Below are 10,650 nucleotides of genomic sequence, written 5' to 3'. Positions count from 1 at the left end.
ACCAGCAGGTCAGACACCCGAAGGCGTCGACAAACGAGGCGACCTTCCCCACCAGGCATCCTCACGCGGCCGACGACCACCACGCAAGACGTGAGCCATTGACAAGGCAACGCCGATAGGGAATCAGGGGACGAGGATCGCCCGCCCGCGCACCCGGCCGGCGTCGAGGTCGTCGATCGCCTGCTGGAAGTCGTCCAGCGCGTAGCGCTGGGTGTGCAGCGTGACCAGGCCCCAGGCGGCCAGCTCCATCAGGTCGCACAGGTCGTTGTAGCTGCCGACCAGGTTGCCCACGATGTTCTTCTCGGTCGAGATCAGGTCGATCGTCGGGACGTCGACGTTCTCCCCGTAGCCGACGACGTGGTAGTCCCCGGCCTGCCTGGTCATCCGGATGCCCTCGGCGGTGCTGCCGCCCTCGCCGACGAAGTCGACGACGACCTCGGCGCCCGCCCCCTTCGTCAGGTCCAGCACCTGGTCGACGTGCCCGCCGTCCGCGACCACCCCGAGATCGGCGCCGATGGACTCGGCCAGCTTGACCGCATCCGGGTTCCGGTCGACGACGACGATCCGCGCCGGGGTCGACGCCTTGAGCACCTGGATGCCGATGTGCCCGAGCCCGCCGGCGCCGATCACCACACAGGTGTCGCGCGGGCCGAGCCGCCGGGCCGCCTTGGCCGCCGCGTGGTACGCGGTCAGCCCCGCGTCGGCGAGCGCGGCGACGTCGGCAGGCTCCAGCGCGTCGTCGAGCTTGACCACGCTGCGGGCCGAGGTGCGCAGGTACTCCGCGTACCCGCCGTTCGTGTCGATGCCTGGGAACTGCGACCGGGTGCAGTGCACGTCGTCCCCGGAGCGGCAGGCCCGGCAGAGCCCGCAGGTGATCAGCGGGTGCACGATCACCTTGTCGCCCTCGGCCACGTTGGTCACTGCGGAGCCGACGGCGGCGACCCGGCCCGCGTTCTCGTGGCCGATCGTGTACGGGAGCGTGACCTGCGACTTCTCGGCCCACTGCCCTTCGAGGATGTGCAGGTCGGTCCGGCACACCCCCGCGCCGCCGATCTTCACGATCACGTCGTACGGCTCGACGACCGTCGGCTCCGGGACGTCCGTCATCTCCAGGTTCCGGTGGTAGTCCACCACCTGCACGGCCTTCACGAGACCTTGTCCTCCAAGTCGTAGCGGGTGGCCAGCAGGCCACGGCAGAAGTGGGCGTTGCCCTCGATCGAGATCCGGGTGGAGCGGGCCATCCGTAGTTGCAGCGGCAGCTCGACCTCCGGGTAGGCCGTTCCGGTGTGGTCGACGAACACCGGCAGTTCCTCGCCGGTCCGCAGCCCGACGGCGGCACGGCGGCGGTGCAGGGCGCGGGTGGCGTCGTCGTCCGGCAGGTCGCCGAGGGTCACCCGGCCGAGCTCCTCGACCGGGGTCCCGCCCCGGACCATCCGGGTCAGCACCCGCTCCATCGCGGCGGTGTGCGCCTTGCGCTTGAACGTGCTCCGCAGCTCCTCGAGGTCCCGGTCGGCCTCGTGGGCGAAGGTGCCGCGGTAGCCGGCGTCGGCGGCCAGGCCCCGGTTGATCAGGTCGGAGTCGTGATGGTCGTCCAGCTCGACCACGACCCGGCGGGTCCACGGCAGCGCCGTCAGCACGTCCTTCGCGTCCGACGCCATCAGGTAGGCGAAGTTCGGTGCGCAGAAGCTCGTCGGCAACCGCAGGTGCACCCGCACGTCCGTGCCGGTCACCTCCACGGACCGGACGAACCGCAGATCGGTGATGGGTTCGTCGAGCTCGGGGTCGACGACGGCGTCCAGCGCCCGCCGGGCGTCCGCTGCCCGCCACTCCTCGGGCCGGTCCATCAGGCCACCGCCACGGCCTGCGGCTCCTCACGGGGGAGCGGCAGCTCGGCCGGGACCGGGATGTCGTACATCGCGGCGGCGTTGAGCCCGAGGATCTTCTTCTTCTGGGCGGTGGTCAGCGGCGCGTACTCGGTCATGTCCTCGGGAATCTGGAAGTCGACGAACCGCTCGACCAGCCAGCGCGGCGTCCACAGGGCGTAGTCGCTGGAGAACTGGATCCGGTCCTCGTCGAGCCAGTACAGGAGCTCGCCGATGATCTGCGCGAAGTACTTCGGACGGGTGTGGATGAAGGGGATCGCGACGGCGAGGCCGGCGTGCACGTTCGGCTCCTGCGTGGCGATCCAGCAGAAGTCCTCGAGCCGCGGCAGGCCGCAGTGCTCGACCACGAAGTTCATCTCGGTGAAGTCCGAGGCGACCTTGTCCACGTCGGCGACGTCGAACGCGTCCCGGTCCAGCGGGCGGATCGTCGGGCCCTTGTGGATGTGGATGTTCGTGATGCCCAGCTCCTGGGCGGTCTCCAGGTACCGGTAGGACCACAGGTCGTCGAGCTTCCAGCCGCGCGAGTCGCCGTGCCACTCGGCGGTGTAGAGCTTGCAGCCCTTGAGGTTGAACCGCTTCGCGTCCTCGCGCAGCTGCGTGAGCCCGGTCTCGCCGAACCGCGGGTCCCAGTAGTGGTTGTAGGTGAGCTTGTCCGGGTTGGCCTCGGTGAGCGTGAAGGCCTCCTCGGTCTGCCCGAACCCGTTGGTGTAGAACTCGCCCAGCGCGGCGGGCTGGAAGATCGCGTGGTCGACGTATCCGACCTCGAACAGGTCGTGCATCAGTCGGTCGCCGCCCTGGTAGAGGTACTCCTCGTAGGGCCAGACCTCGGACTCCGGGCTGAGGTTGCGGTGGTAGTCGTAGAAGCAGTCGATGAACTGCTTGCCGTGGATGTTCCGCTGGTTCTCCGGTCGGGCGTCCCACAGCGCGACGTGGGCGTCGACGATGAAGTAGTTCTCCCCGTCCTTCGAGTACATCGTTGTCCTCCTGGCTGGTCGTCGCTGGTCGTCGTCGGCAGCGGTTCGGGTCGGCGGCGACGCTAGGCAGCCGGACGGGCCGGAGGGGGCGTTCGGAGTCTCAACCTGAGACGCGCGTCCCACCGGGTGGTCGGTCGGCCGTGTCAGAGTGGTGGGGCAGGTGGCGCTCGAGGAGGTGCGCGTGGAGGAAGTTCGGCGAGCCGGCGGCGTCGCGGCCCCGCGGCTGTCCGCGTCGTGGCGGCGCAGCGAGAGCTACGGCATCCCGCTCGACGCGGTGAACCCCGCGTTCAGCGGAGCGGTGGACGACCGGTCGCTGTTCTACGAGTGCGGCAACGAGGTGCTGCGCGGGCTGCGGGACACCCTCGCGGGCGAGCCGGTCAGCCTCATGCTCACCGACGCGGACGGCCTCGTGCTCAGCCGGATGTGCGACGAGAAGGCGCTGGTCGCGGCCCTCGACAAGACCTACCTCGCCCCCGGCTTCGCCTTCTCCGAGCGCGAGGCCGGCACCAACGGCCTGGGGCTCGCGCTGGCCGACCGTGCGCCCTCGCTGGTCCGCGGCGAGGAGCACTACTGCACCGGCCTGTGGGGCTACACCTGCGCGGCCGTGCCGGTGACGGACCCGGTCTTCGGCCGGCTCGTCGGCAGCGTCAACCTGACCACCTGGTCCGAGAAGTCCGACGGCCTGCTCCTCGCCCTGGCCCAGATGGCCGCCGGGCACACCAGCGCGCTCATGCTCGCGCGCGGCCGCGGCGCCGAGCCCCGGCCGACCCCGCGCGGCGAGGTCCTCCGCGTCTACTCGGCGCACCGCGGATCGGCGTCCCCGCCGGCGCTCGGGCAGGCCTGGCAGGCTGCGCTCGACGAGGCGGTCGCGGCCCTGCGCGCCGGGCAGGCCGTCGCCGTGGTCGGCGAGGTGGGCGCCGGCAAGACCGCGCTGCTCGGCACGGCGCTGCGGGCGGTGCACCGCGACCACCGGATCCTCAACGCCCGGCCTCCGGACCCGCGGGACGCCGAGTCCTGGTTGGCGTTGTGGACGCCCGAGCTCGCCAAGGACACGACGAGCGTCATCGCCGGCGGGGTCGACGCGCTGCCGCAGTGGGTCGCCACCGAGCTGGCCGGGATCGTGGCCGCGGCGCCGCGGGCATCGCTCGCCGTCACCGCCTCGGAGGCCGCGGCGATCCCGGCGCCGCTCGCCCGGCTCGTCGACGCCGTGATCGAGGTCCCGCCCCTGCGCCGTCGCCCCGACGACGTCCTCCCCCTCGCCGAGCACCTCGGCGCCCGGGCCCGCGGGCGGGAGGTCCGGTTCACCCCCGCGGCGGTCAAGGCGATGCGGACCTTCTCCTGGCCGGGCAACGTCGAGCAGCTGCGCCGGGTTGTGCGCGAGGCCGTGACCCGCAGCGACGTCGTCGACGCCCGGCATCTCGCGCCCGAGGTGCTCTGCGGCTCCAGCCGCACCCTCACCCGGATCGAGACCCTCGAGCGCGACGAGATCGCCCGCTGCCTCGCCGAACCCGGCATCACGGTCACCAAGGCCGCCGAGATGCTCGGGATGAGCCGGGCCACGGTGTACCGCAAGATCGCGCAGTACGGGATCCGCACACCCGACTGAGCGGGTGCCGCGGCACGGCGGTGTGCTGGGTCCCGTCGCGGTCCGCCGGGCGTAGCGCGGAAGATCCACGCTCCGGCAGCGGGACGTGTGCGGTTCGAGCGTTCTCCTGCCTGGACGGGGATCACGGCGGGCTCGTGGGGAGGCGCTTTCCTCGGGTGCGGGCGGGTGCCGCCGCGCCGGGGCGGATCATGGCGGGCTCGTGGGGAGGCGCTTTCCTCGGGTGCGCGCGGGTGCCGCCGCGCCGGGGCGGGATCATGGCGGGATGCAGGAGGAGAGCGCCGGGGCGACCGAGTGGGCCGTGCCGGGCCAGGTCGGTGTCGGGCCGTGGGAGGGGCCGTGGCCGGACGACCCGCGCTACGACCCCGAGCTCCTCGCGCACGGCGACCGCCGCAACGTCGTCGAGGCCTACCGGTACTGGCGGCGCGAGGCCGTGGTCGCCGACCTCGCGGCCCGGGCCCACCCCTTCCACGTCGCGATCGAGAACTTCGGTCACGACCACAACATCGGCACCGTGGTCCGCACCGCCAACGCCTTCGCCGCCGCCGCGGTCCACGTCGTCGGGCGGCGGCGGTGGAACCGGCGGGGCGCGATGGTCACCGACCGCTACCAGACCCTGCACCATCATGCAGACGTCGCCGGGCTGCTCGCCTTCGCCGGTGAACACGATCTCGCGGTCGTCGCGGTCGACAACACCGCGGGCTCGGAGCCCCTGGAGACCGCCGACCTGCCGCGGGAGGCGGTGCTGCTGTTCGGCCAGGAGGGCCCCGGCCTGACGCCCGAGGCCCGCGCGGGTGCCGACCTCCTGGTCTCGATCGCCCAGTTCGGCTCCACCCGCTCCATCAACGCCGGCGTGGCCGCGGGCATCACGATGCACGCCTGGATCCGCCGGCACGCCGACCTCTCCCGCGCCTGGTAGCGGCGGCGCGCCGAAGATCGCCGCGAGTGTGACTGCGCGGTCATTCCGGCAGCGCTCCTGTCACTCGCGACGGCATGCCCCGGTCAGCAGCGCCATGATCGCTACGAACGTGACGGTGTGATGGCCCCGGCGACACTCCCGTCACACTCGCGACGATCTTGGTTCGGCCGGCCAGCGCTCATTGCGAGCGTGACGGTGCGGTCGTGCTCGCTGCGCTCCTGTCACGCTCATGCTGATCTTCGAGGAGATCTAGCGGCAAGATCGCCACGAGTGTGACTGCGTGGTCGTTCCGGCAGCGCTCCTGTCACACTCGCGACGATCATCGGGGCCGTGTCGCGCGGCCGAGGACCGACCCGCCGGGAGGTCAGCGCGGGCCGGCGAGGGCCGCGGGTGGGCCGCCCAGCAGCTGCTTGACCCCGCGGGAGAGCTCGTCGGCCAGGACCTCGTCCTCGCCGGCGGCGACGGCGTCGAGGATCTGCGCGGCCACCCCGGCCGGCGGGATCTTCGGGACGTCCAGACCCGCGGTCATGTCGGTGTCCATGTAGCCCACGTGCACCCCGACGACCTGCGTGCCCTGGGCGCGCAGCTCGGCGCGCACCGAGTTGGTCAGCGACCACGCCGCCGCCTTCGTCGCGGCGTAGGACCCGTGCAGCGGTGCGGCCAGCCAGGACAGCACGGACAGCACGTCGACGACCGCGCCGCCACCGTTGCGCGCGAGCACCGGCGCGAAGGCGCGGATCACGTGCAGCGGGCCGACGAAGTTGGTCTCCAGCTCGGCCCGCACCTCGTCGAGATCGGCGGTGAGGAGCGAGCCGGCGCCGGCACGGCCGGCGTTGTTGACCACGAGGGTGACGTCGCCGCACGCCTCGGCGGCGCGCCGGACCGACTCGGGGTCCGTGACGTCGAGCGCCACGGGGACGAGCCGCTCGTCCGTGACCGTCCGTGGATCGCGGGCGGCGGCGTAGACGGTCTTGGCGCCGCGCTCGAGCAGCTGGGCGGCGAGCACCGCGCCGAGCCCGCGGTTCGCGCCGGTGACCAGCGCGACGCTTCCGGAGATGTCCATGGGTCTACAGCCTCTCGATGATGGTGGCGTTGGCGGTACCGCCCGCCTCGCACATGGTCTGCAGTCCGTAGCGGCCGCCCGTCCGCTCGAGCACGCCGAGCAGCGTGGTGGCCAGCCGCGCGCCGCTCGCGCCGAGCGGGTGGCCGATCGCGATGGCGCCGCCGTCGACGTTGACCTTCGCCGGGTCGGCGCCGGTCTCGACGAGCCACGCGAGGACGACCGAGGAGAAGGCCTCGTTGACCTCGAACGCGTCGATGTCGTCGACGGTCAGCCCGGCCCTCGCCAGCACCTTCGCGGTGGCCGGGATGATCCCGGTGAGCATGTACACCGGGTCGTCGCCGGTGACGGTGGTGGTGTGGATCCGGGCGCGGGGCCGCCAGCCGCGCTGCGCGGCGATCTCGCTCGTGGTCACGACGAGGGCGGCGGAGCCGTCGTTGATCGGCGACGAGTTGCCGGCGGTGACCTTCCAGTCGAGGTCGCCGAAGCGGTCCGTCCAGCGGGGGTCGGCGAAGGCGGGCCGCAGCCCGGCCAGGGCTTCGAGAGTCGTCCCGGGGCGGACGGTCTCGTCCCGCTCCAGCTGGGTGACGGTGCCGTCGGCGTGCGTGACCTTCAGCGGCGCGATCTGGGAGGCGAAGAACCCCTGGTCCCACGCGGCGGCCGCCCGCTGGTGGCTGGTCAGGGCGAACTCGTCGAGCTGCGTCCGGGACAGGCCCCACTTGCGGGCGATCAGTTCCGCGCTCACGCCCTGCGGGATCAGCCCGCCCGGGTAGATCCGGGCGATCGACGGGCCGTGCACGTCCGCGCGCACGCCGTCGACGTTCGCGGAGCTGCCGATCGGCACGTGCGACATCGACTCGACGCCGGACGCGACGACGACGTCGTACGCCCCGGCGATCACGCCCTGCGCGGCGAAGGACAGGGCCTGCTGGCTGCTGCCGCACTGCCGGTCGACGGTCGTCGCGGGCACCGACTCCGGCAGGCCCGCGGCCAGCGCGGCGAACCGGGTGGTGTTGCCGCTCTGCTCGCCGACCTGCCCGACGACCCCGCCGATGACGTCGTCGATCTCGTGGGGTCGCAGCCCCGGCACCCGCTCCACCGCACTGCGGATGGCGTGCGCGTGCAGCTCGACCGGGTGCACGTCGGCGTAGGCGCCACCCGGCTTGCCCTTGCCGACCGGCGTCCGGACGGCCTCGACGATCACCGCGTCCCGCATCGGATCCTCCTCGATCTGAGTTCCTCGGTGCAACCCAGTCTGCGTTGCTCAGAGGGACTCAGCAAGGGTGCGCCGCGTCACATGCCTGCGGGCCGCGGAGGTGCGGTAGCGCCTTACCTCCGACGTCATCGACCGGCGCCACGGGGCGGGCGAGGCTGGGGTCCTCCGGAAGACGAGGGAGAGGACCCGAGATGACCGCCTACGCCATCGCCCACCTGCGCAGCGTGACCCCCAACGCCGAGATCGTGGAGTACCTGCAGCGGATCGACGCCACGCTCGCCCCCTACGGCGGCACCTTCGTGGTCCACGGTGACCTGCCCGAGGTGCTGGAGGGCGAGTTCCCCGGGCACCTCGTGGTGATCGGCTTCCCGGGTCCGGAGGAGGCACGGGCCTGGTACCGCTCGCCCGAGTACCAGGCGATCCTGCCGCTGCGTACCCGCAACTCGGATGGCGCAGCGATCATCGTGCAGGGTGTGGGGCCGGAGCACCTCGCCACGGACGTGATCGCCGGCCTCCCGATCGAGGAGCCCGCCCGGTGACGGGGTGATCTCGCCGCCGGGCCCGGCGGCCCGCAGGGGTCGGTGCCGGTCGGGTCGGCGATCAGTGGCGGTGGCCGACGTACTCCGCGGGCCGGTGCAGCATCGCCAGCAGCATGGCGGGGAGCATCAGCACGTGGCCGGCCAGCATGACGCCGTGCCCGCCGAGCACGCCGGCCCAGAACGGCACGAAGAACACCACGAACGGCAGGTACATCGCCGCCGCCATCTCCCCGACCGCCGCCCACGAGTGCCGGCGCACGAGCATCCAGGCGCTCATTCCCACGGTCATCGAGGTGGCCATGAGCAGGGAGTTCAGCTCGACGGAGCCGCTCAGGTCCGGCAGCCCGGCGAGCCGCCAGAGCGGCAGCAGGACCGCCATGCCGAGGCCCATCGCGACGAGCATCTTGACGTAGTGCCGGACGAACCGGCGGTCCGTGAGCACGGCGCGGAGCTCGGACCGGGTGCGGGGGCGGGCGGCGGCGGGGGTAGACATGACGTCTCCTTCGACGTGTGACGACGGGCCGGGATCGAGGTGCTCGGGGAGGAGGACGGGCAGCACGGGCAGGGGCGGTGGACCTGGTCAGGAGCGGGCGCCGCTGTACGCGGCGATCCGCGCCATGACCTCCTCGCCGACCTGGTCCGGATGGCCCGCCCGGTAGGGCGGCTCCGGGTCGTACTCGACGAAGACCTGCGCGGCCCGCGCGGCGACCTCGTCGACCAGCCGCGCGACCAGCCGGATCGCCATGTCGATGCCGGAGGAGACCCCGGCCGCGGTGACGATCCGCTGCTCCGGCAGCTCGACGACACGCTGCCGCACGGGCTCGGCGCCGAACCGGGCCAGGAGATCCGTCGCGCCCCAGTGCGTGGTCGCCGGCAGGCCGGTGAGCAGCCCGGCCGCGGCGAGGATCAGCGAGCCCGTGCAGACCGAGGTCGTGGCGCGGGTACCGGGGTGCACGGCGCGCACCCAGTCGACGAGCGGGCTGCCGTCGAGGTGGTCCCGGCTGCCGATCCCGCCCGGCACGACCACCACGTCCGGGTTCGGGACCTCCGCGAACAGGGCGTCGACGGTGAGCCCGAGCATCCCGTTCTCGGTGCGGACCTCGCCGCGCTCGGCGCCGACGAACACCACCTCGAACTCCGGCACGCGCTGCAGCACCTCGTAGGGGCCGATCGCGTCGAGGGCGGTCAGGCGGGGGAAGAGCGGGATCGCGACCTGCATGGCGGCTCCTTCGGACAGGACGGGTCGACCGGCCGGCGGCGCCGGTCGGACGGTGACGGGTGGGCTCGGGTGCGCCGGACTCAGCCGGCGGTGCGGCTCGGGTGTGCCGGACTCAGCCGGCGGTGCGGCTCGGGACGCCGGCGAACCGGCGCCGGTAGTGGTCCGGCGCCACCCCCAGCCGGCGGAGGAACGCGCGCCGCATGGTCTCGGCCGAGCCGAACCCGACCCGTGAGGCGACGGCGGTGACGGTGAGCCCGCCGGACTCGAGCAGGCCCCGGGCTGCCTCCACCCGCACCCGCTCGACGTACACGCCGGGCGGGGTGCCCACGAGCCGGGTGAACTCGCGGGCGAAGTGCCGCTCGCTCATCCCGACCCGCGCGGCCAGCACGGGGACGCGCAGGTCCGCGGCGGGCTCGGCGTGCACGATGTCCTGCGCCGCGCGCACCGACGGCCGCGGCGCCGGCGGCGCCCAGACGGGGCTGGCGTACTGGCTCTGCCCGCCCGCGCGGCGGACCGGCATCACCAGCTCGCGCGCTACGCTCTGCGCCACCTCCGGGCCGAGGTCCTCCTCGACCAGTGCCAGGGCGAGGTCCATCCCCGCCGTGACGCCGGCCGAGCTCCAGATCCGCCCGCTGCGGACGTAGATCGGGTCCGGCAGGACCTCGACCTCCGGGTGCTCCGCGGCGAGCCGCTCGGCCCACCGCCAATGGGTGGTCGCGGGCTCGCCGCGGAGCAACCCGGCCGCGGCCAGCAGGAACGCCCCGGTGCACACCGACACCAGCCGCCGCGTCCGCGGCGCCACGTGCCGGATCCAGCGCACCAGTTCGCTCTCGTTGCCGCGGCTGCCCGGCGGGCCCTGTCTCCGGGCTCCCCCACCGCCGGGCACGAGCAGGATGTCGATCGGCCCGGCCGGCAGGCCGCTGCGCGCGACCAGGTCGAGCCCGGTCTCGGAGCGCACCGGGCCGGGCCGCACCCCGACCAGCTCGACGTCGTACCCACGGCCGCCCGCCACCCCGGTGGCGATGCGCAGCACCTCGTGCGGGCCCACCACGTCGAGCGGCTGGAAGCCGTCGAACAGTGGGATCACCACACGCTGACGGTCGGGCCTGCCGGTCATGTGACTACGGTCGCGTGCCCACGGACGTGGCGTCAACGACGGGGAGCCCTCGGATCCGGCCACGTACTCCGCCGCCGATCGGGCCGAACCGGCCGCGGGTCCGGTCGCATCCCGCCGCCG

Annotated in this window: 11 protein-coding genes; 3 read left to right on the top strand and 8 right to left on the bottom strand. The window is 73.2% G+C overall.

Annotated features, from left to right (window positions below; translation table 11 throughout):
* Nucleotides 1-123 precede the first annotated feature (123 nt).
* From ABD990_RS20350 to ABD990_RS20340, 3 genes are read right to left on the bottom strand one after another with little or no spacing between them, the layout of a single operon-like run.
* Nucleotides 124-1,149: an NAD(P)-dependent alcohol dehydrogenase gene (locus ABD990_RS20350; RefSeq protein WP_345382206.1), complete on the bottom strand. Its 1,026-nt coding sequence runs from the start codon at nt 1,147-1,149 to the stop codon at nt 124-126.
* The gene (locus tag ABD990_RS20345) at nt 1,146-1,844 is read right to left on the bottom strand and encodes an iron-sulfur cluster assembly protein (RefSeq protein ID WP_345382205.1); all 699 of its coding nucleotides are present in this window, start codon (nt 1,842-1,844) and stop codon (nt 1,146-1,148) included. Before ABD990_RS20345 ends, ABD990_RS20350 begins: the two co-directional genes overlap by 4 nt.
* A complete protein-coding gene (locus tag ABD990_RS20340; RefSeq protein ID WP_345382204.1) occupies nt 1,844-2,857 on the bottom strand; it encodes an amidohydrolase family protein in 1,014 nt (337 codons plus the stop codon). The genes ABD990_RS20345 and ABD990_RS20340 overlap by 1 nt, the downstream gene beginning before the upstream one ends.
* A 181-nt stretch (nt 2,858-3,038) precedes the next feature.
* Between ABD990_RS20340 and ABD990_RS20335 the strand changes: the two genes are divergently transcribed.
* Nucleotides 3,039-4,463: an AAA-type ATPase lid domain-containing protein gene (locus ABD990_RS20335; protein WP_345382203.1), complete on the top strand. Its 1,425-nt coding sequence runs from the start codon at nt 3,039-3,041 to the stop codon at nt 4,461-4,463.
* Between the two features lie 262 nt (nt 4,464-4,725).
* The gene (locus ABD990_RS20330; RefSeq protein WP_345382202.1) at nt 4,726-5,379 is read left to right on the top strand and encodes a TrmH family RNA methyltransferase; all 654 of its coding nucleotides are present in this window, start codon (nt 4,726-4,728) and stop codon (nt 5,377-5,379) included.
* A gap of 364 nt (nt 5,380-5,743) precedes the next feature.
* Here ABD990_RS20330 and ABD990_RS20325 read toward each other — a convergent pair whose 3' ends face one another.
* Both ABD990_RS20325 and ABD990_RS20320 read right to left on the bottom strand, forming a co-directional pair.
* Entirely contained in the window at nt 5,744-6,442 is a 699-nt protein-coding gene (locus ABD990_RS20325; protein WP_345382201.1) for an SDR family oxidoreductase, read from the bottom strand.
* Nucleotides 6,443-6,446: 4 nt separating this feature from the next.
* Nucleotides 6,447-7,655: a thiolase family protein gene (locus tag ABD990_RS20320; protein WP_345382200.1), complete on the bottom strand. Its 1,209-nt coding sequence runs from the start codon at nt 7,653-7,655 to the stop codon at nt 6,447-6,449.
* A 191-nt stretch (nt 7,656-7,846) separates the two neighbouring features.
* Between ABD990_RS20320 and ABD990_RS20315 the strand changes: the two genes are divergently transcribed.
* Nucleotides 7,847-8,194, top strand: coding sequence for a DUF1330 domain-containing protein (locus tag ABD990_RS20315; protein ID WP_345382199.1), 348 nt, complete (start codon nt 7,847-7,849; stop codon nt 8,192-8,194).
* Nucleotides 8,195-8,255: 61 nt separating this feature from the next.
* On the opposite strand, the gene ABD990_RS20310 is transcribed toward ABD990_RS20315, so the two are convergent.
* The 3 genes from ABD990_RS20310 to ABD990_RS20300 form a co-directional block, all read right to left on the bottom strand.
* The gene (locus ABD990_RS20310) at nt 8,256-8,687 is read right to left on the bottom strand and encodes a hypothetical protein (protein ID WP_345382198.1); all 432 of its coding nucleotides are present in this window, start codon (nt 8,685-8,687) and stop codon (nt 8,256-8,258) included.
* Between the two features lie 87 nt (nt 8,688-8,774).
* Nucleotides 8,775-9,413 (bottom strand): DJ-1/PfpI family protein, encoded by a 639-nt coding sequence (locus ABD990_RS20305; RefSeq protein ID WP_345382197.1) that lies wholly within the window; start codon nt 9,411-9,413, stop codon nt 8,775-8,777.
* Nucleotides 9,414-9,525: 112 nt separating this feature from the next.
* A complete protein-coding gene (locus tag ABD990_RS20300) occupies nt 9,526-10,530 on the bottom strand; it encodes a GlxA family transcriptional regulator (protein WP_345382196.1) in 1,005 nt (334 codons plus the stop codon).
* Nucleotides 10,531-10,650: the final 120 nt, after the last annotated feature.

It is taken from the genome of Pseudonocardia yuanmonensis (assembly GCF_039542425.1).
GTDB lineage: Bacteria > Actinomycetota > Actinomycetes > Mycobacteriales > Pseudonocardiaceae > Pseudonocardia > Pseudonocardia yuanmonensis.
The sequence above is the reverse complement of the archived record's forward strand: the minus strand, read 5'-3'. Positions and strand labels throughout refer to the sequence as shown.

Excerpts from the sequence above, each read along its gene's own strand:
- ABD990_RS20310 (WP_345382198.1), bottom strand. The coding sequence starts at position 8,687 with ATGTCTACCCCCGCCGCCGCCCGCCCCCGCACCCGGTCCGAGCTCCGC.
- ABD990_RS20325 (WP_345382201.1), bottom strand. The coding sequence starts at position 6,442 with ATGGACATCTCCGGAAGCGTCGCGCTGGTCACCGGCGCGAACCGCGGG.
- ABD990_RS20340 (WP_345382204.1), bottom strand. The coding sequence starts at position 2,857 with ATGTACTCGAAGGACGGGGAGAACTACTTCATCGTCGACGCCCACGTC.
- ABD990_RS20320 (WP_345382200.1), bottom strand. The coding sequence starts at position 7,655 with ATGCGGGACGCGGTGATCGTCGAGGCCGTCCGGACGCCGGTCGGCAAG.
- ABD990_RS20315 (WP_345382199.1), top strand. The coding sequence starts at position 7,847 with ATGACCGCCTACGCCATCGCCCACCTGCGCAGCGTGACCCCCAACGCC.
- ABD990_RS20330 (WP_345382202.1), top strand. The coding sequence starts at position 4,726 with ATGCAGGAGGAGAGCGCCGGGGCGACCGAGTGGGCCGTGCCGGGCCAG.
- ABD990_RS20305 (WP_345382197.1), bottom strand. The coding sequence starts at position 9,413 with ATGCAGGTCGCGATCCCGCTCTTCCCCCGCCTGACCGCCCTCGACGCG.
- ABD990_RS20300 (WP_345382196.1), bottom strand. The coding sequence starts at position 10,530 with ATGACCGGCAGGCCCGACCGTCAGCGTGTGGTGATCCCACTGTTCGAC.
- ABD990_RS20345 (WP_345382205.1), bottom strand. The coding sequence starts at position 1,844 with ATGGACCGGCCCGAGGAGTGGCGGGCAGCGGACGCCCGGCGGGCGCTG.